Source organism: Nonomuraea sp. LPB2021202275-12-8 (genome assembly GCF_037044575.1).
Taxonomy (GTDB): Bacteria; Actinomycetota; Actinomycetes; order Streptosporangiales; family Streptosporangiaceae; genus Nonomuraea.
On sequence record NZ_JBAHWD010000002.1, the window covers coordinates 276,072 to 300,674 of the forward strand.

Here is a 24,603-nt window from a genome sequence, read left to right on the forward strand (position 1 = left end):
GTCAGATCCTTCCCGCGGCCGTGGCCAGCGCTCGGCGGGTGAGCTCGGCGGCCAGGTGGCGCTTGTAGTCGGCGGGCCCGCGCTGGTCGGAGTGGGGGTCGCAGTGCTCGGCGGCGATCCGCGCCGCCTGCGCGAACACCTCCTCGCCGGGCGCCTTCCCGAGCAGGTGTTCCTCCGCCTCGGGAGCGCAGAAGTGCGCGGCGCCCACCGCGGTCAGGCCGATGCCCGCCTGCGCGATCACCCCGCCGTCCAGCCGGAGCAGAGCTCCGGCCGCTGCCACCGGCCAGTCGCCGACCCGGCGTTCGACCTTCTCGTACGCGCTCCCGCTGCCGGGCGCGATCGGCACCCGCAGCCGCAGGAGCAGCTCGCCCGGCCCGACGGCGGTCTCGTACGGTCCCTGGTGGAACTGCCTGACCGGGACGGTACGGGTGCCGCCCGGCCCCTGGATGACCGCGGTGGCACGCAGCGCGGCGAACACCGCGGCCAGGTCCTCCGACGGGTCGCCCTGGCAGAGCGAGCCCCCGACCGTGCCACGGTTGCGCACGATCGGGTCGGCGATCACCCGCTCCGCATCCCGAAATATCGGGAAAAGGTCGGTGGCGGTGGTGCTGGCCAGCAGCTCGGCATGGCGCACCAGCGAGCCGATGACCAGCTCGTCACCCTCGACCGCGAGCCGCGCCAGCTCCGCCAGGCCGTTGATGTCGATCAACGCCTCCGGCTGGGCCAGGCGCAGCTTCATCATCGGGATGAGGCTGTGGCCGCCGGCGACGACCCGGGCCTCCGGGCCGTACCTTTCCAGGAGCTCGAGCGCGTGCGGGACGCTGTCGGCTCTCTCGTACTCGAACGTCGCGGGAACCTGCATGAGTGCACAGTGCTGTCACCGATTTGTCGCGACAATCCGCAAATAAGGGATTCCTTAATCTGGTTCGACGATCTATGAAGAGGGGGTGACCCTGAGCCAGCTCGGCGCCTTCGTCTTCGTGGCCCGCCTGGGCACCGTCAAGGCCGCGGCCCGCGCCCTCGGCGTGAGCGAACCGGCCGTCTCCCAGTCGCTCGCCCAGCTCCGCAGGCACCTCGGCGACCCGCTGCTCATCCGCGTCGGCGACCGGATGGTGCTCACCGAGGGTGGCAGGCGACTGCTCGGCATCGCCTCCCAGATGGTCGCGCTCGGCGCGGAGGCGATGGCCGCCGTCCAGCCGGGCCCCGCCAGGTTGCACGTGGTGATGGACGGCGTGCTCGCCGAGCACGTCGCCGGGCCGCTGATCTGCCTGTTCAACCAGCGCAAGGCGATGGACGCCACCAGCGGCGTGGCGGCCACCGCGGAGCTGCCGCTGCTGCTCACCAGCCGGCTGGCCGACGTCGCGATCGGCGCCCAGGTGAGCGCCCCGGGCCTGGTCAGCAGGCCGGTGCTGCGCTGCCTGCTCATCGCCGTCGGCGCCCCGCACGGGCGTCGCGACCACTGGCTGGTCGGCCCGTCGGGCACCGACCCGGCCAGCGACAGCGGCAGGCTGCTGCGGCTGCTGCGCGTGCCGGAGTCGCACGTGCGGGTCTTCGCCAACCAGACGGCCGCGTGGAAGGCGGCCGCCGAGGGGGCGGGCGTCGCACCGGCCACCGCCCACCTCGTCGCCTCCCAGTTACGGCGCGGCGACCTGGTGGCGGTCGAGACCGCGGCGACCCCGCTGGCGGCCTACTGGTACGCCACCGCCCTGGAGCCCGAGAGCCGGTCGGCGGCCGCCGGGACGTTCCTGGGCTTCCTCACCACGCCGGCGGCCACCCAGATCATGCGCACCCCGGACGACGGCATCCCCCGCAACCGCTTCCGCCCGCCAGTGCACGTGTCCATCTGGAGCTGACGCCGCCCCGGGGCAGGGCGTGGGCCGGGTCGTCGACGAAAGCCTGGACGGGACGCCCGTTCCCGGTGGCGCCGCCACCCGCTCACACCTTGATCCGCTTGAGCCGCCTGCCGAGCAGGTGACCGTTGCGCACGTCCTGCCCCGCCAGAACGTGCACGATCAGCTGCGAACTTCCGGCCAGCGGCGCGAGGTCGATGCCCGGGGCCATGTCGGTCAGCCACAGGTTGCGCAGCCGGCCCAGGTGAGCCAAGGGGGAGAGATCCTCCAGCTGGAGACAGTTGCGGAGATCGAGAACTGTAACCGTTCGAGGCCGACGAGAGGGCGCAGGTCGCGCACCCGGGTTCCGTCGAGGTCCAGTGAGACGAGCGAGACACACCCCGCGAGAGGGGAGATGTCCTCGAGCTCTCTGGTGCCCCACAGGACGAGCCTGGTGAGGTCGAGCCGGGGGAGCGCGTCGAGATCCGCGAGCCGCTCGTAGTCCTGCAGTTCCAGCGACAGCAGGCGGGGAGCGCGCTCGACGATGTCGCGCACGGAGGTCACCACCGGCGCGCCGGAGAGATGCAGCGTGAGGAGGCCGTCCAGTGGCGGCAGCATGTCCCAGCCGGTCAGGTGGGCCGCCTCCAGGAGCTGGAGATGCCTCAACTCCGTCAGGTCCCGCAGCGGGGTGAAGTCCGTCAGCCGGGACGCGTCGCCGAGTTCCACCTCGACCAGGCCGCGCAGGCCGGAGAGAAAGCCGATCTCCTCCACCTGCCGCAGAGTGATGCTGGTCAGGCCGGTGAGGTGGCGGAGAGTTCGCAGCGCCGCCGTGCTCACCGTGGGGTTCAGCCAGAGACGGCGGAGAGACTCGCGATGGGCGAGCAGTGGGCTGAGATCTGCCGGCGCGGGGACGCGAACGGTGACGCTGCTCTGCGGAGGGAGCCGGCGCAAGGCGTCGAACTGCCCGGACGTGTGCACCACGAGTCTCTCCCCGATCGTCCCCACGGACGAGAGCACGCGCTGGGCGTACAGGCCGGGCTCGAAGTAGCGCCAGCCCTCGATCAGCTCGCGCTCGACTTCCACCCGGCCGTCGTGCGCGTACCCGGACAGCACGTCGAGGGCCAGCGGGCCGTTGACCAGCCACGCGGTCCGGACACAGGCGCGGGCGGCGGCGGGAGAGAGCCCGCTGACGTCGCGTGGGAGCCGGTCGAGGACGATCTGTCCCGCCGTCGCCAGTGACCGTGCCGAGGCCACGTCGCGCGGGGGGATGAGATCGCTCAGGCACCCGTCCACCGCCTCGCCCAGCCGCTCGGGCACCGACGGGAGGGTCTCCAGGCACGCGCACACCAGCACCTTGAGCCGCCGCGCGTATCGAGGCTCACGCGCCATGCGGGTGAGCAGGCCTCCGAGGAGTTCCTCCCTGAGCGGCCCGTTGGCGTGCCCGGCCGCCATCACCACGACCTCGCGCCACTGGTCGCGGTCGGCGTAGCTGCGGAGCTTCACCAGGAAGGGCACGCAGCCATGCCATCCGGTCAGCTCGCCCTCGAAGCCGCCGCGCGCGGCCGTGATCGCCAGCCAGCGCAGCAGCGTGCTCTTGCCGCCGCCGGCCTCGCCCCGCAGCAGCATCCTGCGCCCCTGGCCGAGCGCGCTCTCCACGCGCATCGTCGCCGGCTCGTCCGGCACCTCGTGCCAGGACTCGTGCGCGGTCCTGGGACGCAGGGCCGACACCGACAGGCTGATGTAGGCCACGCTCAGCGACGTGCGCGGCCGGAACCGCTCGACCCGAACGCCCAGCAGTTCGAGATTGTCGAGCGTCTGGGAGACGTGCTCCAGGTAGCGGCGCCGGAACTCCGCGTCCCGGTCCGTGCCCTCCGGCGCCTCCAGCGTGCGCACCGGCAGCCGTTCGAGCACGGTGGCGATCTGCTCGCCCACGCCGGAAAGGCGGGCCAGCGTCTCGGCGGCCGCGCGCGGCCCGAACTCGGGCAGGTGGCGGACGATCCGCACCAGGCAGTCGCAGCACTCGTCGAGCACGACCTCGTAGAGCCGGGAGGCCGGCTCGCCGAGGTCCTCCGGCGCGGGCAGGCTCTCCCGCACTGCTCTCGCCAGGCGTACCGGGTCGGCGTCGGCGGCGAGCAGCGCGCTGTCGGAGAGGTCCGCGCGAGTCAGCGCGCCGGTCACCTCCGCGAGCACGACCAGGCGATCGTCCTCACCGAGCCCGGGGAACTCGTGCGCGCAGACCTTGAGCACGCGCGCGGTCACCGCGTCGGCGATGTCCCCGAGCTGGCGTTCGGCCTTGCGCCGCACCAGGTGGTCGGGGAACCGGGCCCGCATCAGCTCGACGAGGTCCTTGCTCTGGCTCTCCGCGCTCGCCCGGGAGGTGAGCACCGTCCGCAGGGCGCGTTCGCCGACCGCCTTGCCCAGTCCCAGGGCTGCTGTTTCCAGGGCCACCGGGCCATTACTACCTCAGAGCGGCAGCCTCCGCGGCGAGCTTCTCGATCTGGGACCAGTTGCCCGACGTCACCGCGTCCGCCGGGGTGAGCCAGGTGCCGCCGACGCAGCCGACGTTCGGCAGTGCCAGGTAGTCGGGCGCGGTGGCGAGCCGGATGCCGCCTGTCGGGCAGAACCGCACGTCAGGCAGCGGCCCCTGCAGCGACTTCAGGTAGGGCACGCCGCCCGCGGCCTCGGCGGGGAAGAACTTCAGCTCCTTGATCCCCCGCTCGGCCAGCGCCATCGCCTCGGACGCGGTCGCCGCGCCCGGCAGGTACGGCAGGCCGCTCGCGTCCATCGCCTCCACCAGGGACAGCGTCGTTCCCGGCGAGACCAGGAACGTGGCGCCGGCCGACAGCGAGGCCGCGATGTCGTCGCTGGTCCGGATCGTCCCGGCGCCCACCTTGGCCTCGGGCACCTCTGCCGCGATGGCGGCGATGGCCTCCAGCGCGGCCGGCGTACGCAACGTCACCTCGATGACGGGCAGGCCGCCGGAGGCGAGCGCCCGCGCCAGCGGAACGGCGGTCGTCACGTCCTCGATCACCACGACGGGGATCACGGGGGCGAGATCGAGCAGGCTCATACGGTGTTCTCCTCACGAAGGCCCGCTCGCGGGCCGGTTGTCATCAGGCGGCCAGTTCCTTGGTGGCGCGCTGGGCCAGCCAGGCGGCCGCACCGGTCAGCGCCGGCTGCGGCGCGACGATCAGCATGGTCGCGATGGCCGACAGATAACCCGACATATCGGGATTGGCGGTGAATCTGGCGCGGAAGTCGCTGGTACGCACACGGTCCACGATACGGGGCAGGATCCCGCCGCCCAGGTAGAGGCCGCCTCGGGCGCCGAGAGTCAGCGCCACGTTGCCGGCGAAGCCGCCCAGCATCCCGCAGAAGACCTCGACCGTCTCCGCACAGAGCGGGTCGTCGAGCCGCGCCACGATGCCGGAGGACGTCAGATCGGCTGCGTCTACCCCGTTGACCTGGGCCAGCGCCCGGTGCAGGCGGACCAGGCCGGGACCGGACAGCACGTCCTCGGCCACCACGTGCTCCCGCCCCCCGGCCCGCAGCACGCGGACGATCTCCAGCTCCCTGTCGTCGCTGGCGGACAGCGTGACGTGACCGCCTTCACCGGGGATCGGCGTCCAGCCCTGCCCGGTGGGCACCAGGCCGCCGACGCCGAGCCCGGTGCCGGGTCCCAGCACGGCCTTGACGCCGTGGCCCGGCTCCGGACCGCCCAGCGAGACCACGTCGTCGCCATCCAGGTGCGGCAGGGACACGGCCAGCGCCTCGAAGTCGTTGAGCAGGCCCGCGAACGGCACGCCGAGGTCGCGGACCGATCCGGCCCAGGCCGAGTTCGTCAGCCGATAGCCGTCGCCGTCGATCGGTCCCGCCACGGCCAGGCACGCCGCCCCCGGTCGCACTCCGCCCGCATGTTCTGCGAGGTAGGCGGCTACGGCTTCGGGGAGGGTGTCGTACGCGGCTCCCGCCAGGACGGCGACGTGTGACGGCCGCGCGCCCGGCGAGGTGACCAGGCCGAACCGGGCGTTGGTCCCACCGATGTCGGCGACGAGCCAGGGCAGGTCGAAGGCGTTCACGACTCGCCTCCGGCAGCGCGCGCGCCGAGGGGAACGCGACCCGCCGCCGGGGTCACCTGGAGGCTCCGGCGCGCCGGGTGTCCGGCACCCCGCCGGTCTCCAGGTGCGAGTAGCCGGACTCGGCGGGGAAGGCGAGGCCCGGGCCGTGGTGCGGGGACTCGGCGCCGCTGACGCCGAAGATGCCCGCGCCCTGCTCGGCGTGCCCGGCCATCCGCCGGAACGCGGCGAACAGCTCGCGGCCGGTGCCGACCCACTGCGCGTCGCTCAGCGGCCGGCCCCCGGGCGTCCGCCCGGCCAGCTCCTCGGCCGGAACCAGCATCGAAAGGGTGCCCGCCGCCGAGTCGAGCCTGATCACGTCGCCGTCGCGGACCAGCGCGATCGGGCCGCCGTCGGCCGCCTCGGGCGACAGGTGGATGGCCGCGGGCACCTTGCCGGAGGCGCCCGACATGCGGCCGTCGGTGACGATCGCCACCCGCTGCCCCCGGTCCAGCAGCACCGACAGCGGCGAGGTGAGCTTGTGCAGCTCGGGCATGCCGTTGGCGCTCGGCCCCTGGTAGCGGATGACGGCGACGAAGTCCTGCCCGTCCAGCTCGCCCGCCTCGAAGGCGCGCATCAGGTCGAGCTGGTCGTCGAAGACCCTCGCCGGGGCCTCGATCACCAGGTGCTCGGGCTTGACCGCCGACACCTTGCTCACCGCGGTGCCGAGGTTGCCGGAGACCATGTGGATGCCGCCGTCGGACGAGAACGGGTCCGCCGCGGGCCGCAGCACGTCCAGGTCCGCGCTGCCGCCGGTCACCGGCTCCCAGACCAGCTCGCCGTCGCGCAGCTCGGGCGCGGTGCGGTAGCGGTCCAGGCCAGGCCCGGCCACGGTCAGCACGTCGGCGTGCAGCAGCCCCTCGTCCAGCAGATCGCCGATGAGCACCTGCATGCCGCCCGCGTCGCGGAAGTGGTTCACGTCCGCCTGGCCGTTGGGGTAGATCTTGGTGAGCGACGGCACCGCCGCCGACAGGCACGCCAGGTCGTCCCAGGTCAGCACCAGGCCCGCGGCCGCGGCCATGGCGACCAGGTGCAGCGTGTGGTTGGTCGAGCCACCGGTGGCCAGCAGCGCCACGCAGGCGTTCACGATGGACTTCTCGTCGACCAGCTCGCCGATCGGGGTGTACTCGGAGCCGTGCGCGGTGATCTCCACCGCCCGGCGGCCCGCCGCCTCGGTCAGCGCGTGGCGCAGCTCGGTGTGCGGGTTGACGAACGTCGAGCCCGGCAGATGCAGGCCCATGACCTCCATGATCGCCTGGTTGGAGTTGGCGGTCCCGTAGAAGGTGCAGGTGCCGGGGGAGTGGTAGGACGCGGACTCGGCGTCGAGCAGCTCGGCCCTGCCCACCTTGCCTTCGGCGAACAGCTGGCGGGTGCGCGCCTTGACCTTGTTCGGCAGGCCGGAGGCCATCGGCCCGGCCGGCACGAAGATCGCGGGCAGGTGCCCGAAGTGCAGCGCGCCGATGAACAGCCCCGGCACGATCTTGTCGCAGACGCCCAGCAGCAGCGAGGCGTCGAACATGTCGTGCGACAGCGCGATCGCGGTCGACATGGCGATCACGTCGCGGCTGTAGAGGGACAGCTCCATGCCGGCGCGGCCCTGCGTGATGCCGTCGCACATCGCGGGCACCCCGCCGGCCACCTGCGCGACGCCGCCGGCCCGGCGCACGGCGGCCTTCAGCTCGCCGGGGTAGGTCTCGTACGGCTGGTGCGCCGACAGCATGTCGTTGTAGCTCGTCACGATGGCCACGCCGGGCTTGGCCGTACCCCTCAGGAGGGGCTTGTCCTCTGCGGAGGCGGCGGCGAAGCCGTGCGCCAGGTTCGCGCACCCGAGGTGCGCGCGGGCCGGGCCCTCGGCGCGGGCGGCCTCGCCGTCACGGCGGATCCGCTCCAGGTACGCGGCACGGCTGGCGGCGCTGCGCTCGGCGATCCGGTCGGTGATCTCCTGGATGACGGGGTTCACGCTTCCTCCTCGTGCCACGCGCGACCGCTGCGGCCGAGCAGTTCGTGGGCGCCCGCGGGGCCGGTCGAGCCGGCCGGGTAGGGCTCGGGCAGGTCGGGGGACGCCTCCCAGGCGTCCAGGATGGGATCGATCCAGCGCCAGGCGGCCTCCACCTCGTCCCGGCGCATGAACAGCGTCGGGTTGCCGGCCAGCACGTCGGTGAGCAGCCGCTCGTACGCCTCCGGGACCCGGGCGGTGAACGTCTTGCCGAAGCTCAGGCTCATCGGCACCGGCTTGAGCATCACCTCGCCGGCTCCCGGCTCCTTGGCCATGATGTGCAGCTCGATGCCCTCCTCCGGCTGCAGCCGCAGCACCAGGCGGTTCGGCGCGCCGCCGGGGAAGATGGAGTGCGGCACGTCCTTGAACTGCACCACGATCTCCGAGCGCCGCTGCGGCAGGCGCTTGCCGGTCCGCAGGTAGAACGGCACCCCGGCCCAGCGCCAGTTGCGGATCTCGGCGCGGATCGCGGTGAAGGTCTCCACCCGGTTCGAGGCCTCGGTGGGCGGGGTCGAGCCGGGCTCGGCCAGATAGCCGGGCATCCCGCCGGCCTCGGTGTACTGGCCGCGCACGGTGAACCGGTCGGCCTCGGTGCCGGTGATGGGTCGCAGCGACTGCAGCACCTTCACCTTCTCGTCGCGGATCGCCTCGCGGTCGTTGCGCGCGGGCGGCTCCATCGCGGTCAGGGTGAGGAGCTGGAGCAGGTGGTTCTGCACCATGTCGCGCAGCGCGCCCGCGTGGTCGTAGTAGCCGCGCCTGCCGGGCGTGCCGACGGTCTCGGCCACGGTGATCTGCACATGGTCGATCCAGAGGGAGTTCCAGATCGGCTCGAGGAAGGCGTTGGCGAAGCGGAGCACGAGCAGGTTCTGCACGGTCTCCTTGCCCAGGTAGTGGTCGATGCGGAAGATCTGGCGCTCGTCGAAGATGGCACCGACCTCGTCGTTGATCCGCTGCGCGCTGGGCAGGTCGCGGCCGAGCGGCTTCTCCAGCACCACGCGCGAGTTGGGCGTCACCAGGCCGGCCACGTCCAGCTCGCGGCAGAAGGGGCCGAACGTCATCGGCGGGCTGGCCAGGTAGAACACCCGGTCACGCTCCTCGTGCCCGGCCAGCAGCCGCGCGAGGTGGCTCCAGCCGGACCTGTCCTGCCCGCCCACGTCGACCGTGAGGTGGTGCAGGCGGCCGAGAAAGCGCTCCCACATGGCCTGATCGTCGACCGGGACCTGGTCGCGTACCTCGGCGTCCACCTTGCCGCGGAAGTCGGCGTCGGTCAGCCCGCCCCTGGACAGCGCGATGATGCGCGTCTCGGGGGACAGCCGTCCGTCCCTGTCGCTGTGGAACAGCGCGGGCAGCAGCTTGCGCATGGACAGGTCGCCGGTGCCGCCGAAGACGACGAGGTCGGCGGTGTGTGCGGCCGGGGGAGACGAGAGGGGAGACACGGCAAGAACTCCGATGATCTACCAAAGCAGGGACAGAACGGACACTAGTCAGAGTTTGGGTCATGCACAAGCTGAGTTTTGGCATTTGAGATGAAAAAGTCGTGACTTTTCATGACAGAAGCTCCTGTGGTTCACTTAGCCGATGCCTCGACGTACCGCCGCGACCCTCGCCACGAGTGGCGAGGTGCTGCGCCTCATCCGCACCGGTGAGGCCGTGACGCGGGGCGACCTCGGCCGGGTCACCGGCCTGTCGCGGCCCGCGGTGCAGCTGCGCGTCGGCGAGCTGGTGGAGCGCGGCCTGGTCGTGGAGCGCACCGACGCGCCGTCCACCGGTGGCAGGCCCCCGGTCCGGCTGGAGTTCAACGCCGGCGGCGGTGTCGTGCTCGTGGCCGCGCTCGGCGCGAGCCGCACCAGGGTGGCCGTCTGCGACCTCGCCGGCCGCGAGCTGGCCGGGCAGGACTTCGCGATCGACGTCGAGCAGGGCCCCGACGTGGTGCTGCCGCTGGTCATGGACACCTGGGACGAGCTGCTCGGCGACCGGCCGCGCGACACGGTCAAGGGCGTCGGGATGGGCGTGCCCGCCACCGTCGAGTTCGCGCAGGGGCGCACCGAGAGCGCCCGGGTGATGGCCTCGTGGACCGGCGTGGTGATCCCGCCGCTGATCCGCGCCCGCTTCCCCGTCCCCGTGCTCGTGGACAACGACGTGAACGTCCTGGCCATCGGCGAGCACCGCGGCGCCTATCCGGAGCTCGGCGACCTGATGTTCGTCAAGGTCTCCACGCGCATCGGCGCGGGGGTCATCGCGGGCGGCGAGATCCTGCGCGGCGCGCTCGGCGCGGCGGGCGAGATCGGGCACATCCCGGTGCGCGACGGCGGCGGGGTGCTGTGCCGCTGCGGCAACATCGACTGCGTCGACTCCGTGGCCAGCGGCACCGCGTTGCTGCGCGACCTGCGTACCGTCGGCAAGGACGTCAAGACCATCGCCGACGTGACGGCGCTGGTGCGGGCCGGTGACGCCGAGACGATGGCGACGGTGCGCGAGGCCGGGCGCAGGATCGGCGAGGTGGTGGCCGGCGCGGTCAACATCCTCAACCCGTCGGTCGTGGTGCTCGGCGGCGACATGGCGGAGGCGTTCGGGCCGCTGGTGTCGAGCATCCGCGAGGTCGTCTACCGCCGCTCCACCGCCCTGGCCACCAGGAGGCTGCGCATCGAGCCCAGCCGGCTCGGCGCGGCGGCGGGCATCAGCGGGTGCGCGGTGATGGTCCTGGACCACGTGCTGTCACCGGACGCCGTCGACGAGAGCATGGCGACGCGCGCCACCCGGTAAGACGAGAGCGGTCCTCCCGGATTCGGGAGGACCGCTCTCCTTGTTACAGCTGTCTGCTTACAGGGGGCGCTTGCAGGACAAGCCGCCACCCGCGTGGTTGATCAGATCCTGGTAGACCAGGCTCTCCTTGATCGGCGTGTTGCTCTTGACCGTCTGGATGACCTTGCCGCCCCGCTTCAGCTCGAAGACGGGCGTGGTGCCGGGCTTCAGCGGCGCCTTGAACGACACCATGCCGGCGGTGGTCACCTCCTTGGTCTGGACGTCGGTGCCCTGCTTGATGCTGATGGTGCCGGGCTCCTTGAGGAACGCGACCAGCTCGACGTCGTTCGTGGCCTTGTCGCCGTAGGGGATGGCGATCGGGCCGATGGTCTGCTTCGTCTTGTCGAACGGCGCGTCGGTGTGGTGGCTGCGGTGGAAGTAGTACAGCGCGTCCCGCTCGACGGCCGGGTACTTGCCGGTCTTGAACCAGGTCGTGTAGTACGCGACCAGGTCCATCGGCGCGTAGCCGCGTTCGACCGAGGGGGCCAGCCAGGACTCGGCGTAGTCGTTCCAGGTGAGCAGGGAGATGATGTCCGCGCCGCCCTCCTGTGCCTTGACGAAGGACTGCCGCAGGGTGCCGCTGTTGGACGGCTCCCAGTAGCGCTTGTCACGCGGACGCACGTCCTCCAGGGCCGCGGGGGCCATGTAGAACTTGCCGCGCTTGGTGGCCTCGATGCCGGACTTGCGGTAGCCGTCGGTCGAGCTCTGCCAGCGCACGCCCCAGGAGGAGTAGCCCGCCACCGAGTTGTTCCACTCGGTCTTGCCCGAGCCGCTCCAGTCCAGGAAGATCGGCACGAGGACGGTCTTCATGCCCTGCGCGGCCAGCTTCGTCCGCAGCTCGTCCCACCAGGCCGGAGCCTGGCGCTCGGGGTAGAACGGCGCCAGCGGGATGGTGCCGTCGGGCAGGTGGTAGAGCGACGGGTGTCCCTTGGCCATGAGGATGTCGGAGATCACCTTGTCGTGCGCGGCCCCCTTGGCGGTCGGGAAGTCAGGGCTCAGCATGATCCGGAAGCCCGGGTCGACCGCCTTGGCCGCGGCCAGCATCTTGGGGAACTGGTTGAAGCGCTGGTCCGAGGCCGAGGTGTGGTGCTCGTAGATGAAGCCGTCGAGGCCCGCCGCGATGGCCTGGCGCACCTCCACCTCGAAGTCGGCCTGCCGCCAGTCACCCGTGCGGATCGGCCGGGGGAGGGGCCGGTCGCGCGAGTGCCCGCCCTGCGCGGCGTACATGCCGCCCGAACCGAGCGGGTCGAGCCAGGAGGCGTGCTGGTCCTTGGCCGGGTCCTTGTTGTCCACCGACAAGGGGTACGGCGGGAAGTAGAAGGCGAAGACCTTCTTGCCGTAGGCGCGCAGCGCGGACGCCGAAGGCTTGTCGAACGGCAGGCACTCACCACTGGTCGTGGGGGTCGCCGTCGGGGTGGCGCTCGGCGTCGGGGTCGCCGTGGCGGTCGGCTTGGGCGTGCCGGTGGGGCTGGCCGTGGGGGTGGCCGTACCCGTGGTGTAGCTGATCTTGAGCGTCGGCCCCTTGCCCGAGGTGCGCGAGGAGTACAGCACCGCCACCACGCCCTTGGACGCGGTCAGGCCGAAGGAGTAGGTGCCGTTGCCGGTGTACCCCTTGGAGACGTCGAAGGCCGCGACCTTGTCGGCGGTGAAGCCGGTGAGCGTGGTCAGCGCCGAGCCGAACGTCGGCCGGTTGTTCCACGAGGTGGTGGACTCCGACCAGGTGCCGGTCACCTTGTGCGCGGAGACCGTGGTGTCGGTCGTCCTGGTCGATCGCACCTGCAGGGTCATGGTGACGTTCGTGGCATTGGCCGGGATGCCGGCCACCTTGAACGAGGTCAGGGCCCGGCGCTCGCCGTCGGTCTTGCCGTTGCACGTCTTCACGCACACCGACATCCACTCGGCGTCGCTGTAGACGGTGGAGGGAGCCGCCTGGCTGATGAACACGTCGTCGGCCGCGGAGACCGAGACGTCGACCGGCGCTACGGAGGCCGAGGCCGCGGCCATGCCGGTGGTGGCGGCGCAGACGATGGCGACGAAGGCGGCGAGCGACGCCCGTCGATGGGATAACAAAGGACCTCCTTGAGGCATCCTGACGGAGAACGTGATCACCATAGCTGTTACGCAAGTAACGAAAGCCGCAATCCACACAAGTTTTTCATGTCCGGAAATATAGGGTTATGCGGCCTAAATCCGGATGGAACGGGCCATAAATGCGCAGCGTTCGCTCGTCGGCACGTTCTGTATGCCCAGGCAGAGCGGGCGATTCGGAAGAATTTTCGTGCGCGTAACACGCCCTACGCCGAAACCTGCGTGTAGGGGCGGGTCAAGGGGGCCGTGACCCTGCCTGCGGGGTGTCTACCGCTGCCCGGGCACGCGCTTGCCGGCTTTTCCTTGCTTGGTCGTGACGGCGGTCGGTTCGGCGGAGGGCGCCGGGGTGCCGGAGGGCGGCCGCCCTTCCAGGAGGCTCGCCGTGTTCGGGTCCGGTGCGTGCGTCATCGTGAGGCTGCGCGTGGGCTTGACCAGCGGCTCCGGCGTACCCGACGGGTGCGGCGCGGACGACGGCGGCCCGGACGACCGGCGCACGGTGGGGCGCGTGGTGGGGCGCGTGGTGGGGCGCACGGTGGCGCGTACGGAGGACCGCATGGGGGAGCGCGAGGAGGGCGACGGCGAGGCGGAGGGGGGCGGGGTGGCGCCGACGTCGCGGCGGGGCAGGGGGCGGTGTGACGGCTCGGTGGCCCGGACGCCGGTGGGTGCGGACTCGATGGCTCCCAGTCTGGACGGCCGGGCGATCTCCCCCAGGTCAGGCATGCTGGCAGGGGTGAGCGAGGTGCTCGCCGGCCCGCCGCTCGCCAGGACCCCCGCGAGGACGAGCATGAGGGTGCCGGTCAGCGCGCCGGCGGTCAGCAGCATCCGCCGGCGCCGTTCCGTCTGTCTCACAGAGGCCGATGATAGTCACGCGAAACAGTTGAAGGAGCAACTTGGCGGGAATCGTGATCAAGTAAGGCTCTGTGATCCGGCCCTCAGCATGTGCACAACAGGCCGCTCAGCGCGCTTTCCAGGCTGAGCCCGGTGCTGGCGGGGGCGGGCCAAGGAAAGCGGATCAGCGATCCGTCCGCCCGCACCGTCGCCCCGAATCGGTCCAGCTCCCACAGCCACACCTCCGCGGCCGGCTGGCCGAGCTGCCTGGCCACGCCGTTCGCGAGTTGCGGCCGATGCGCGGCGTTGACGTGCGCGAGCACCCGCTCGGCGGTCTCGGCCAGCGGGTCCGGCTCGGCGTCGAGATACTCGTCGGCGTCCAGCACCCCCGACTCCTGCCCGGTCAGATAGACCACCTGGGCCACGTCCAGCCGGAGCAGCCGGGGAGCGTCCGGCGCGCCGTATCTCTCCAGCGCGTCGAACAGGGCCTCGTCGGCGTCGTGCGCCGCCACCGCCACCGCCGCCGAACGCGCCTCCGGCTCCGGCACGGCCTGGACCCAGCCCTGCACCTCCAGCAGCCCCCGCGGGTGCTCCTCCTGTCCGAGGCGGCGCATCGCGGTCAGGTGCACCGCCGCCACCGCGTCGTCGCGCAGCCCGTGCAGCGCCTCGCCCTGACGCACCAGCAGCACCGGCCGGCCACGCTCGTCGACACCGCCGCGCGCGGGCGACGGGGCGTCGTCCACCGAGAGCCTCGCCACACCGGCGGTCGCGGCGAGGGTACGGATCCGCTCCGGGATCGGCAGCATGGGTGTCTCCTTGAGATCTCATCAGAATGTAGGTTAGCCTCGCCTAAGTAAGGACTACCTAACCACACGAGGTGAACGTGCGCTACACCGGTCCCAAGGTGCGACTGTCGCGTCGCGCGGGCGTGCCGCTGACGAAGAAGGCAGTCCGCTACTTCGAGCAGCGCCCCTATCCTCCGGGCGAGCACGGCCGCAAGACCAACCGCCGCAGCAGTGGCGACTACGGGTTGCGGCTAATGGAGAAGCAGAAGCTGCGCTGGTACTACGACGTGTCGGAGCGGCAGCTGCGCCGCTACTGGGATCTGGCCGTGCGCAAGCCGGGCGCCTCGGGCGCCGAGCTCGTCACGCTCCTGGAGACCCGGCTGGCCTCGCTCGTGCTGCGCTCAGGTCTGGCGCCGTCGATCTACGCGGCCAGGCAGTACATCACGCACGGCCACATCGCCGTCGACGGGCGCAAGGTGGACATCCCCAGCTACCTGGTCAAGCCCGGGCAGGTCATCGCCGTCCGGGAGCGGTCGCGCAGGATGCAGCCGTTCGTGGCCGCCGCCGAGGGCGTGCACGCCGACGAGCGCATCGCGCCGTACCTCTCGGTGGACCACGCGAACCTGACGTTCACGCTGACGGCCAGGCCGGAGCGCGGGCAGATCGTCGTCCCGGTGGACGAACAGCTCGTGGTGGAGTTCTACTCGCGCTAGCGAATTTGGGATGGGGCGTGCCGTCCTTTTCGGGCGGCACGTCTCCGTGCAACCGGGCGAACGATGCGGAACGCGGCGTAATGTGCGCACCATGCGTCCTCCGCAGCCGCACCACGCACCTCACCCTTCTCCACAGCCGCGTGCCGCCCGCGGAGAAGGTCCGCAGGCGGTCGCGCCGGCCGGGTCGCGCAAGCCCGGGCCTGTCACCTCGGCGCTGATCGGCGCCGGCGTCACCGCCCTGCTGGGGGCCGGAGGCCTGGCGGCCTCCACACTCGCGCCGTCCCCCGACGCCGCGCCGCCCGCGACCTCCATCGCGCAAGGGGCGGGCAGCCTGACGGACGCGCCGCCGCCGGACGCGCTCACCGCCACGTCCAGCCCGGCCGGAGGCGCGCAGAGCATGGCCGGCGTGCCCACGCCGACGCGGGAGCAGCGCTCGGCGTACCTGGCGCGGCTGACCGGAATCGCCCCGTGGCTGGTGGCGGAGGAGGGCCGGTCGGTGCCGCGGGCACGCGGCACGTGCTCGGACATCGTGCGCGGCAGGCCGGACACCGAGGTGATTCAGAACGCCCAGGAGCGCTTCACCGACGTCACCGCCGGGGAGGCGGCCCGGATCGTCCAGGCCGTCAGGCGGTGGTGCGCCCCTTGATCCGGGACGGCCGCCCCTTGCCGGGCCCCCGGCCGGGCGCGACGTGCCCGCGCAGCTCCGCGACCTCCTTGCGCAGCTCGGCCAGCTCGTCGAGGATCCGCTGCGTGGAGGCGGCGGAGACGTCCTCGATCTCGGCCTCCAGCTCGGCCCGCTCGGACGCGGACTCCTCGTCCATCGCGCTCACCACCACCGCCATGAACAGGTTGAGCACCACGAAGGTGCAGACCAGGATGAAGATGGTGAAGAAGATCCAGGCGGAGGGGTGCCGCGTCATCACCTCTCTGGCGATGTTGCCCCAGTCGTCGCCCGTCATCGTCTGGAAGAGGGTGAAGAGCGAGGTGGGCAGGCTGCCGAAACGGTCCGGCGCCGTCGCGCCGTACAGCTTGGTGGCCAGGACGGCGGCCACGTAGAGCACCAGGGAGAGCAGCAGCACGATCGAGCTCATCCCGGGCATCGCGCGCAGCAGGGCGGAGACCACCTTGCGCAGGCTCGGCACCACCGACAGCAGGCGCAGCGCGCGCAGGATGCGCAGCGATCTCAGCACGGACAGCCCGCCCGTGGCGGGGGCGAGCGCGATGGCGACGATCGCGGTGTCGAAGACGTTCCACGGGTCGCGCGGGAAACGCCACCTCTCGACGTACACCTTGGCCGCGAGCTCGGCCACGAAGATGTAGAGCGCCACGTGGTCGATGAGGGTGAGCAGCGCGCCGTGGCGTTCGACGACGGAGGGGATCGTCTCCAGGCCGAGGGTGGCCGAGTTGACCAGGATGACGGCGATGATGAATCGCTGAAAGCGCCGGTGCGCCAGGACGGCACGGGTGCGTTCACGCAAGGGGGCAGGCTCCTCAGGACGGAAGGACGGCCCGTCCATGATGGCGCAAAACGATCAACGCGCAGGAATCAGCCTGAAGACCCGCAATTGCCGCCCGGACTTCTCCGTGTAGCGGTCGTAGACCGGCCAGTGCTCGATCAGCGCGGGCCAGACGGCCGCGCGCTCGTCGCCGCTCAGCAACGCCGCGGTGACCCCGAAGTCGCGCCCCCTGAAGCTCACCGCGGCCTCCGGCGTCTTGATCAGGTTGGCTGTCCAGGCCGGGTGGTGGTCGAGGCCGAAGTTGCTGCCGACCACCAGCAGCGCGCCGTCCGCCTCCGCCAGGCAGGCCAGCGGGGTGGTGCGCGGCAGGCCGCTCCTGGCGCCGGTGCTGGTGAGGACCAGGGTGGGCAGCAGCCCGCTGCTGACCAGCTTGCCCCGGGTGAGCCGGTGCAGCGTGCGGTCGAGCTTCGGCATGAGCCTCGGCCCCACCCTCATGAACCAGTCGGTCCCCGCCAGCCGCTGGAAGAAGGGCATGAGTGACCGGATCATGGGCGGAGTGTAGCAAGCGCCCGATCACCTGCGACGCTCTCGATCGCTGTGGTATAAAACCCACCTAATCGCCAGCCGACGAGGGGTCTCGCGCAGATGTCCTATCCCAACTACGGGCCCTCCTACTACGGGCCGCCGCCGCAGACCCACCCCAACGGCACCACGATCCTGGTGCTGGGCATCCTGAGCCTGGTGATCTGCGCGATCCTCGGGCCGTTCGCCTGGAACATGGGGACCAAGGCGCTGCGCGAGATCGACGAGAGCGGCTACGTCTACGAGAACCGCGGCATGGTCCAGGCCGGGCGCATCTGCGGCATCGTCAGCACCTGCATCATGATCGCCGTCGTCGGACTCTACGCCGTGGTCTTCCTCATCATCGGCGGCGCGGCCCTAACCAGCGGCCTGTAGGGGCCGCACGCAGTAGCCGCCGATGCCCGACTCCAGCAGGCCGAACGCCGTTTCGGCCTGAGTCCGGAGGTCGGGCGCGATCGTCTCCCACGCCTCTCCCGCGAGCATCCTGGTCAACGCGTAGCCGGACAGGATCCTGGTGGTGTCGAGTATCTGAGCCGCCACCACGTGCGGGGCGAGGTCGTCGGGGTCCGCCTCGAGCTCCTCGGCCAGCGCTCGCGCCAGCCCCAGCTCCCGCTCGACGTGCAGCTCGCGCACCTTGGCGGTCAGTGCCGGGCTCTCGCTCACGAGCCGGGCGAAGATGTCGCCGCCCAGGTTGAAGCCATAGCGCCAGTGGCGCGTGTCCAGCGCGTCGAGGAAGTCACGGCGGAAGGCCCGCACCACGCCCTCTCCCGGCTCCCGCTCGCGCAGCACCTGCTGCGGCAGGTCCACCGCCAGCTCCTGCCGGTCGGCGAAGAGGTCCTCCTTGGTGCCGAAGTAGTTGAAGACCGTGTTGACCGACACGTCAGCGGCCCGCGCCACCTCGGCCACGGTCACGTTGTCGAACCCGCGTGCCAGGAACAGCCCCATCGCGACGTCCGCGATGCGCTCTCTGGTCTCGCGCTTCTTACGCTCCCGCAGCGTCTCGTCCATGTCCTCATCGTACCCAACTTGCAGTCACTCCAAAATTGGAGTTACTCTAAATTTGGAGGCGATGAAATTGATCAAGACCGCGGATCTCGGCAAGATCTACAAGGGCGGCGTCGAAGCCGTCAGAAGCGTGAACATCTCGGTGGAGCCCGGCGAGATCGTCGGCTTCCTCGGCCCCAACGGCGCCGGCAAGACCACCACGATGCGCATGCTGACCACCCTGCTGCGGCCCACCTCGGGCACCGCCACGGTGGCCGGCCACGACCTGCTGGGCGACCCCAGGCAGGTACGGCGCAGCATCGGCTACGTCTCGCAGAGCGGCGCCGTCGACCCGACGGTCCCGCTCGGCGACGAGCTCGAGCTCCAGGGCATGCTGTACGGCCTCAGCCGCTCCGACGCGCGGGCCAGGATCGCCCAGGTGCTGGCCATGCTGGATCTGGAGGGGATGGAGTCCAGGCTGGGCGGCGCGCTCTCCGGCGGCCAGCGCCGCCGCGTCGACATCGCGTTCGCGCTGCTGCACCAGCCGGTGCTGCTGTTCCTGGACGAGCCGACCACCGGGCTCGACCCGCAGAGCAGGGCGAACCTGTGGGACCACATCCGCTCACTGCGCGACGAGCAGGGGGTGACGGTCTTCCTCACCACCCACTACCTGGACGAGGCGGACGCGCTCTGCGACCGGCTGCTGATCATCGACCACGGCGAGATCGTCGCCGAGGGCACCCCGGCCGAGCTCAAGGCGGGCGGGCGCACGCTCGACGCGGCGTTCCTGGACATCACCGGCAGGTCACTGCGCGAGGAGGCGGGGGTCTGATGCTGCGCGACACCTGGCTGCTGTTCCGCCACAGCCTGCGCATCACGCTGCGCCAGAAGGTGGGCCTGATCTTCGGCGCCATCCAGCCGCTGTTCTTCCTCGTGCTGTTCGGACCCATCTTCGCCACGATCGGCACCTGGGAGACGCTGGTGCCCGGCCTCATCATCCAGCTCGGCCTGATGAGCACCGGCATGGCCGGGTTCGGCGTGGTCTTCGAGAAGCGCACCGGGGTGCTGGAGCGGATGCGCGTCACCCCGGCCAGCCGCCTGGCGCTGCTGCTCGGGCGGGTGCTCGCCAACGCGGTCACGTTGATCATCCAGGTCGTGCTGCTGGTCGCCGCCGGCTACGCCTTCGGCCTGCGCGCCCCCGTCGGCGGACTGCTGGCCGGCCTGGTGCTGATCGTGGTGCTCGGCGTGAGCCTGGCGGCGCTGTCGTACGCGATCGCGCTGACCATGAACGAGCAGCTGTTCGCACCGGTGATGAGCACCGCGGTGATCCCACTGGTCCTGCTGTCCGGCGCCTTCCTGCCGATGGCGATGGCGCCGGGCTGGCTCGACGCGCTCTCGCACGTCAGCCCGTTCCGCTACGCCCTGGAGGCGCTGCGCGAGCTCTTCAGCGGCCACTACCTCACCGGCACGGTCCTGGCCGGGGTGGTGGTGACCGTGGGATTCGCCGCGCTCAGCCTCACCGTCGGCACCCGGGTGTTCAACCGGGAGGCCGCCTAGCGGCCGGCGGTGACCGAGCCGGACTCGCAGCCGGACGCCACCGGCAGGGCCCCTGCCGAGGGGGCCCGGCTCGGTCACCGGCCTGCCGGCAGACCGCCGGTGCACGAGGACAGGGCGATGACGCCGGCGTCGGCTAGTGACTCGCGCCCGCCCTGCGCTGGAGCGCCGCCATGATCCCGGCGGGGTCCACCGTCCCGTAGCCGTAGTCGTAGTCGAATCCCACCTCGCTGCGGTCCTCGGCGGTGCGGCGCAGCAGCGCGCGGAGTTGGGCGGGCGACAGCCGCGAGGACGGCCACAAGGTGCGGACCGCGGCCACGAGCCCGGCGGCGACGGGGGTCGCGGCCGAGGTGCCCGAGTCCGGCTGGTCGTCACCGTAGGCCTTGGACCCGGAGAAGTGGGTGTAGGCACACAGGTCCGGCTTGCGGGCGGTCAGCCGTCCGGGCCCCTGTGAGGAGTAGCCGACCCGCCGGCCGTTGACGTCGATCCCGCCGATGGACAGCGCCCTGGGGTGGGAGTTGGCGCCCGTGATGGGCCGGTCGGGGAAGGCGCAGCGGCGGTCCACGCAGTCGCGTCCGCAGTTGCCCGCGGCGAACAGCACGTCGGCGCCCGCCCGGTCGAGGCTCGCGACCATCAGGTTGAACGGGTGCGCCGCGTTGTCGGAGTAGTTGCCCGAGTGACCCACGGGGAAGTCCCACTCGGGGGAGAACGACCCCCACGAATTGCTGATCACGAGGGACCTGGACTCGGCGGGCTGCGCGGCGAGCACCGCGCGCAGGTGCGCGAAGGCGGCCACCGCGTCGGACAGCAGCCCGTCGAGCGCCGAGCCGCCTGGGCGGGTGGAGCGCAGCAGCGGGATGTCGATGAGCGACGCGCGCGGGGCCCCGATGAGCGCGTCGAAGGCGCACATCGTGCCGTGGTCGACCTCTGCCTCGCCCGGCCTGCTCGGCACGCCCGCCGGGCTCCAGCTCCGGGCGGCGTCGAGCGTGACGTCCCTGCCGGAGTGCTTGGCCACGTGGGCGGTGTTGATGCCGGTGTCGAGCACGGCCAGCGGCACGCCCGCGCCGTCGAGTCCCTCGGCGTGCAGGCCGGCCACGTTGAGCAGCCGCTCGACGTCGTGCCAGGAGCCCACGGGCGCGTCACCGCCGCAGACGAGCGCGGACTCCACGACAGGGTCGGCGAACACGCCGACCACGTCGGGGCGGAGCGTGGGCAGCAGGGTCACCCGGGTGGCCGGCTCGTCGTCGGAGATCGTGCCGCGCACCAGGACGGAGGCGTCTTCGGCGGCCAGCGAGAAGTCGAGCGGCTGGTTGAGCGACAGCGGGTCTCCGCCCGCCGCCGCGGGGACCGGGCGTGGCAGGGCCACCGGGGCGAAGCCGGTGTCGAGCTCGACTCCGGGCAGGCCGTCGGCGACATCGGCCGCGGTGGCCGTCCGGCCGGGATCGGCGACCGCCGCGACCAGGTCAGAGGAGGGGCGAAGCTGGATCAGGACCCGCATGAGTCACCACCGAGGCGATATGGAGGGAAGGAACCTCACAACATTCCGTCACCCGTCCCCGCCGCGTCCACCATCACTTAAGGCACCTGGGCTGCGAAAACGCCATAAACTCCCGCGAATTGAGTAGCAAATGTTTCGCGTGCGGCGCGACCCCCGCTGCGGTCGGCGCGGACTCCGCGCCCGGTCCGGTTCCCGGGCGGCGCGGATTTCCCTGCGAATTGCGCACCGCTGTAAATAGGCGGCGCATTCCGGAAAAGCGGCCACCGTGAGCGGCACCCTTGCGAGCGGGGGAGTAGCTCAATACGGTGAGTCACCATGACGCTCTTGGAGCAGAAGGCGGTCGAAGACGGCGGCTCGAGCCCTCACTGGCTGGCGGTGCGCCCGAGACTGATCCTCGCCAGCGCCTTCATGCTCTTCCTCGAGCTCGCGCTGATCCGGTGGACCGGATCCAACATCGTGCACCTGAGTTACTTCACCAACTTCGTGCTGCTCGGCTCGTTCCTCGGCATCGGGCTGGGATTCCTGCGCGTCGGCAGGTCCAGACGGCAGCCCTACTACTCGCCGATCGTGCTGTTCGCCCTGGTGGTCATCGTCACGATGTTCCCGGTGACCGTGGACCGTGACACCGAAGGCATCCTCTACTGGACCAGCCTCGGCACCACCGGCCCGCCAGCGTGGCTGATCCTGCCGGTGATCTTCTGCGCCGCCGCGGTGGTGCTCATGGGCCCCGCCGAGCTGGTCGGCCGGTGCTTCCCCGAGCTGCCGCGCCTGGAGGCCTACCGCTACGACCTGATCGGCAGCCTCACCGGCATCGCCGCCTTCACCGCCCTGTCGTTCCTCAGCGCGCCGCCCGTCTTCTGGGGGCTCATCGCCGCCATCGCGTACGGGATGCTGCTCGTGCCGCGGCCGCGGCTGCACTACCTGGCGCTCGTGACCGTCCCCTCGCTCGCCGTCGTCGGCCTGCTGCTGGCCGAGACCCTCACCGCCGGAGCCATCTGGTCGCCCTACTACAAGGTCACCACCAGGCAGTTCGTGGAGCTCGACGTGCCGGTGACCGACATCTCCGTCAACGGCATCCCGCACCAGCGGGCCGTGCCGGCCGACGCCCGGCTGCGGCTGGAGGCCCAGTACGGCCTGCCCTACCAGCGGGCCGTCGCCTCGCCCGACGAGGTGCTGATCGTGGGCGCGGGCAGCGGGACCGACGTGGCGATCGCGCTGTCCAAGGGCGCCCGCCACGTCGACGCCGTGGAGATCGACCCCAAGCTGCGCGAGCTCGGTGCATCCATGCACCCCGACAAGCCCTACCAGGACCCCCGCGTGACCACCCACATCACCGACGGCCGGGCCTTCCTCGAGCACACGGATCGTAAGTACGACCTCATCCTGTTCGCGCTGCCCGACTCGCTCACGCTGGTGTCCGGCGCCAGCTCGCTGCGGCTGGAGAGCTACCTGTTCACCGAGGAGGCCATGCAGGCCGCCCGCGAGCATCTCAAGCCCGGCGGCGCCTTCTCGATGTACAACTACTACCGCGAGAGCTGGCTGGTCGACCGGCTCGCCTCGACCGTGCAGAACGCCTTCGGCCACAAGCCGTGCGTGGACGTCGTCAGCACGGCCGGCCAGCAGGCGGTCATCACGGCGGGCGCGACCCCGGCCGCGCAGCGCTGCGCCGCCGACTGGCCGGGCGCGGCGGCCGGCAGCCCGCCGCCCGCCGGTGACGACCGGCCGTTCCTCTACCTCAAGGACCGGACGATCCCGGGGCTCTACCTCATCACGCTCGGCCTGATCCTCCTGGTCAGCCTGCTGGCCGTGCGCCTCGTCGCCGGCCCCTACCGCCGGATGCGGCCCTACGCCGACCTGTTCCTGCTCGGGGTGGCGTTCCTGCTCCTGGAGACCAAGAGCGTGACGGGCTTCGCGCTGCTGTTCGGCACCACCTGGGTGGTCAACGCGATCGTCTTCGCCGGGGTCCTCGTCGCCGTGCTCGCCGCCGTGGAGGTGACCCGACGCTTCCGCACCCCGCCGCTACCCGTCATGTACGGCGTGCTGTTCGCGGGACTCGTGCTGGCCTGGCTCGTGCCGAATTCGTGGCTGCTGTCACTGCCGCTGCCGCTGCGCGCGGTCGTCGCGGTGACGGTCGCCTTCCTTCCGATCTTCGCGGCCAACGTGGTGTTCGCCAAGCGGTTCGCCGACTCGGCGGACGCGACGACCTCCTTCGGAGCCAACCTCCTGGGGGCGATGGTGGGCGGCTGCCTGGAATACCTGGCGCTGGTGATCGGCTATCAGGCCCTGCTCATCGTGGCGGGCGTCCTCTACCTCGGAGCGCTGGCCCTCCTGCCCCGCCGAGCGCTCGCCTGAGGCCCTGCTGGGCCGGGCCTGCCGGGTACCCGGGCTCGATTTTACCCGGCTACATAGCGCTTGACCTGGCCTTTTGGGAATGATGGCGGTAGTCTCGCAGTTGTAGATATCCGAGCGCCCGAGTCCGGCCCGCGACTTTCCTTCCGGTGACCGAGCGACCACGGCGACTCCCATCCAGCACCTCTGCCCCAGCGTGGCCGCGTGCCCCGGCGAGGTGTCCCGCTGTAGCTCTTCGTGTGCGCATGGCCGCTTACCGTGCCCCGCGATGCCCCATATCCAGGAGGATCTCGCATGACCATCTCCAGCACCCTGCGCACCTTCCGCGCCGGCGCCCTGCTGGCCATGGCCACCGCCGTGGCGGCCGTGGGCTTCACCGGCCCCGCGCACGCGGACAACTTCCTTTACGGTCAGGACGTCTCCAACTTCCAGCCCCAGCACAACTGGGCCACCAGCGGCGCCGACTTCGGCATCGTCAAGGCCAGCGAAGGTCTGACCTTCAAGGACTCGACCTTCGCCCGCCACTGGAAGGAGCTGGACAAGCACAACGTGGTGCGCGGCGCCTACCACTTCGGCCACCCCTCCAACGACCCCGTCGCCGAGGCCGACTTCTTCCTGTCGGCCGTGAACAGCCAGCCGGCCAAGTCGGGCGACCTGCTCGCCCTCGACCTGGAGACCAGCGACGGCCAGTCCACCGCCCACGTGAACGCCTGGGCGAAGAAGTGGCTGGAGCGCGTGCAGGCCAAGACCGGCGTCAAGCCGCTGTTCTACAGCGGCTACACCTTCGCCGACCAGTACGGCAAGGGCCTGAGCGAGTACCCGCTCTGGGTCGCCCACTACGGCAAGGCCAAGGGCACCGTGAGCACGCCCGCGGACTGGAAGTCCTGGACCATCCACCAGTACTCCGACAACCCCGTGGACCAGAACGTGTCCGCGCTCACCATCGACCAGCTGCGCGCCCTGGGCCGCAAGTGATCCCCGGGACCTGATCGACGGCCGTCCTGCGGTCGAGGGCCGGCGTGC

23 protein-coding genes are annotated in these 24,603 nt (G+C 71.3%); 9 read left to right on the plus strand and 14 right to left on the minus strand.

Features of this window, described 5'->3' with window-relative positions; all coding sequences use genetic code 11:
• Nucleotide 1: 1 nt before the first annotated feature.
• The gene (locus V5E28_RS05085; RefSeq protein ID WP_336205177.1) at nucleotides 2-862 is read right to left on the minus strand and encodes an FAD binding domain-containing protein; all 861 of its coding nucleotides are present in this window, start codon (nucleotides 860-862) and stop codon (nucleotides 2-4) included.
• 85 nt (nucleotides 863-947) lie between these two features.
• Here V5E28_RS05085 and V5E28_RS05090 point away from each other — a divergent pair, with 85 nt between their 5' ends.
• Entirely contained in the window at nucleotides 948-1,853 is a 906-nt protein-coding gene (locus tag V5E28_RS05090; RefSeq protein ID WP_336205178.1) for a LysR family transcriptional regulator, read from the plus strand.
• Between the two features lie 82 nt (nucleotides 1,854-1,935).
• Here the strand turns inward: V5E28_RS05090 and V5E28_RS05095 are convergent, their stop codons facing one another.
• From V5E28_RS05095 to zwf, 6 genes are read right to left on the minus strand one after another with little or no spacing between them, the layout of a single operon-like run.
• The gene (locus tag V5E28_RS05095) at nucleotides 1,936-2,103 is read right to left on the minus strand and encodes a hypothetical protein (protein WP_336205179.1); all 168 of its coding nucleotides are present in this window, start codon (nucleotides 2,101-2,103) and stop codon (nucleotides 1,936-1,938) included.
• The gene (locus V5E28_RS05100; protein WP_336205180.1) at nucleotides 2,067-4,277 is read right to left on the minus strand and encodes an NACHT N-terminal Helical domain 1-containing protein; all 2,211 of its coding nucleotides are present in this window, start codon (nucleotides 4,275-4,277) and stop codon (nucleotides 2,067-2,069) included. The genes V5E28_RS05095 and V5E28_RS05100 overlap by 37 nt, the downstream gene beginning before the upstream one ends.
• A 10-nt stretch (nucleotides 4,278-4,287) precedes the next feature.
• Nucleotides 4,288-4,899 (minus strand): bifunctional 4-hydroxy-2-oxoglutarate aldolase/2-dehydro-3-deoxy-phosphogluconate aldolase, encoded by a 612-nt coding sequence (gene eda, locus V5E28_RS05105; RefSeq protein WP_336205181.1) that lies wholly within the window; start codon nucleotides 4,897-4,899, stop codon nucleotides 4,288-4,290.
• A gap of 43 nt (nucleotides 4,900-4,942) precedes the next feature.
• Nucleotides 4,943-5,908, minus strand: a complete 966-nt coding sequence (gene glk, locus V5E28_RS05110; protein ID WP_336205182.1) for a glucokinase — start codon at nucleotides 5,906-5,908, stop codon at nucleotides 4,943-4,945.
• A gap of 52 nt (nucleotides 5,909-5,960) precedes the next feature.
• Nucleotides 5,961-7,904: a phosphogluconate dehydratase gene (edd, locus tag V5E28_RS05115; protein ID WP_336205183.1), complete on the minus strand. Its 1,944-nt coding sequence runs from the start codon at nucleotides 7,902-7,904 to the stop codon at nucleotides 5,961-5,963.
• Entirely contained in the window at nucleotides 7,901-9,376 is a 1,476-nt protein-coding gene (gene zwf, locus V5E28_RS05120; protein WP_336205184.1) for a glucose-6-phosphate dehydrogenase, read from the minus strand. Before zwf ends, edd begins: the two co-directional genes overlap by 4 nt.
• A gap of 142 nt (nucleotides 9,377-9,518) precedes the next feature.
• On the opposite strand from zwf, the gene V5E28_RS05125 reads away from it, so the two are divergent.
• Nucleotides 9,519-10,703 (plus strand): ROK family transcriptional regulator, encoded by a 1,185-nt coding sequence (locus V5E28_RS05125; RefSeq protein WP_336205185.1) that lies wholly within the window; start codon nucleotides 9,519-9,521, stop codon nucleotides 10,701-10,703.
• 57 nt (nucleotides 10,704-10,760) lie between these two features.
• On the opposite strand, the gene V5E28_RS05130 is transcribed toward V5E28_RS05125, so the two are convergent.
• The 3 genes from V5E28_RS05130 to V5E28_RS05140 all read right to left on the minus strand — a co-directional run bounded on the left by V5E28_RS05130 (nucleotide 10,761) and on the right by V5E28_RS05140 (nucleotide 14,464).
• Complete coding sequence (locus V5E28_RS05130; protein ID WP_336205187.1) at nucleotides 10,761-12,812, minus strand: endo-1,3-alpha-glucanase family glycosylhydrolase; 2,052 nt, start codon at nucleotides 12,810-12,812, stop codon at nucleotides 10,761-10,763.
• A 285-nt stretch (nucleotides 12,813-13,097) separates the two neighbouring features.
• Nucleotides 13,098-13,679 (minus strand): hypothetical protein, encoded by a 582-nt coding sequence (locus tag V5E28_RS05135; RefSeq protein ID WP_336205189.1) that lies wholly within the window; start codon nucleotides 13,677-13,679, stop codon nucleotides 13,098-13,100.
• An 83-nt stretch (nucleotides 13,680-13,762) separates the two neighbouring features.
• Entirely contained in the window at nucleotides 13,763-14,464 is a 702-nt protein-coding gene (locus V5E28_RS05140) for a DUF2470 domain-containing protein (protein WP_336205190.1), read from the minus strand.
• A 77-nt stretch (nucleotides 14,465-14,541) separates the two neighbouring features.
• On the opposite strand from V5E28_RS05140, the gene rpsD reads away from it, so the two are divergent.
• Nucleotides 14,542-15,156 carry a 30S ribosomal protein S4 gene (gene rpsD, locus V5E28_RS05145; protein WP_336205424.1) on the plus strand — a complete coding sequence of 205 codons (615 nt, stop codon included), beginning with the start codon at nucleotides 14,542-14,544 and terminating at the stop codon, nucleotides 15,154-15,156.
• A gap of 91 nt (nucleotides 15,157-15,247) precedes the next feature.
• Nucleotides 15,248-15,802 carry a DUF732 domain-containing protein gene (locus tag V5E28_RS05150; RefSeq protein WP_336205191.1) on the plus strand — a complete coding sequence of 185 codons (555 nt, stop codon included), beginning with the start codon at nucleotides 15,248-15,250 and terminating at the stop codon, nucleotides 15,800-15,802.
• On the opposite strand, the gene V5E28_RS05155 is transcribed toward V5E28_RS05150, so the two are convergent.
• Nucleotides 15,780-16,634, minus strand: coding sequence for an ion transporter (locus V5E28_RS05155; RefSeq protein ID WP_336205192.1), 855 nt, complete (start codon nucleotides 16,632-16,634; stop codon nucleotides 15,780-15,782). The genes V5E28_RS05150 and V5E28_RS05155 overlap by 23 nt on opposite strands.
• A gap of 54 nt (nucleotides 16,635-16,688) precedes the next feature.
• Nucleotides 16,689-17,162, minus strand: coding sequence for a nitroreductase family deazaflavin-dependent oxidoreductase (locus V5E28_RS05160; protein WP_336205193.1), 474 nt, complete (start codon nucleotides 17,160-17,162; stop codon nucleotides 16,689-16,691).
• Between the two features lie 96 nt (nucleotides 17,163-17,258).
• On the opposite strand from V5E28_RS05160, the gene V5E28_RS05165 reads away from it, so the two are divergent.
• Complete coding sequence (locus V5E28_RS05165; RefSeq protein ID WP_336205194.1) at nucleotides 17,259-17,570, plus strand: DUF4190 domain-containing protein; 312 nt, start codon at nucleotides 17,259-17,261, stop codon at nucleotides 17,568-17,570.
• Here the strand turns inward: V5E28_RS05165 and V5E28_RS05170 are convergent.
• Complete coding sequence (locus V5E28_RS05170; RefSeq protein WP_336205195.1) at nucleotides 17,553-18,203, minus strand: TetR/AcrR family transcriptional regulator; 651 nt, start codon at nucleotides 18,201-18,203, stop codon at nucleotides 17,553-17,555. The genes V5E28_RS05165 and V5E28_RS05170 overlap by 18 nt on opposite strands.
• 61 nt (nucleotides 18,204-18,264) lie before the next feature.
• Between V5E28_RS05170 and V5E28_RS05175 the strand changes: the two genes are divergently transcribed.
• Both V5E28_RS05175 and V5E28_RS05180 read left to right on the plus strand, forming a co-directional pair.
• The gene (locus V5E28_RS05175; RefSeq protein WP_336205196.1) at nucleotides 18,265-19,011 is read left to right on the plus strand and encodes an ABC transporter ATP-binding protein; all 747 of its coding nucleotides are present in this window, start codon (nucleotides 18,265-18,267) and stop codon (nucleotides 19,009-19,011) included.
• Nucleotides 19,011-19,736: an ABC transporter permease gene (locus V5E28_RS05180; RefSeq protein ID WP_336205198.1), complete on the plus strand. Its 726-nt coding sequence runs from the start codon at nucleotides 19,011-19,013 to the stop codon at nucleotides 19,734-19,736. Before V5E28_RS05175 ends, V5E28_RS05180 begins: the two co-directional genes overlap by 1 nt.
• 133 nt (nucleotides 19,737-19,869) lie before the next feature.
• Here V5E28_RS05180 and V5E28_RS05185 read toward each other — a convergent pair whose 3' ends face one another.
• Nucleotides 19,870-21,231, minus strand: a complete 1,362-nt coding sequence (locus V5E28_RS05185) for a S8 family peptidase (RefSeq protein ID WP_336205199.1) — start codon at nucleotides 21,229-21,231, stop codon at nucleotides 19,870-19,872.
• A gap of 315 nt (nucleotides 21,232-21,546) precedes the next feature.
• Here V5E28_RS05185 and V5E28_RS05190 point away from each other — a divergent pair, with 315 nt between their 5' ends.
• Nucleotides 21,547-23,583 carry a spermidine synthase gene (locus V5E28_RS05190; protein WP_336205200.1) on the plus strand — a complete coding sequence of 679 codons (2,037 nt, stop codon included), beginning with the start codon at nucleotides 21,547-21,549 and terminating at the stop codon, nucleotides 23,581-23,583.
• Between the two features lie 291 nt (nucleotides 23,584-23,874).
• On the plus strand, nucleotides 23,875-24,555 hold the full coding sequence (locus V5E28_RS05195) for a glycoside hydrolase family 25 protein (RefSeq protein WP_336205201.1): 681 nt from the start codon (nucleotides 23,875-23,877) through the stop codon (nucleotides 24,553-24,555).
• Nucleotides 24,556-24,603 lie beyond the last annotated feature (48 nt).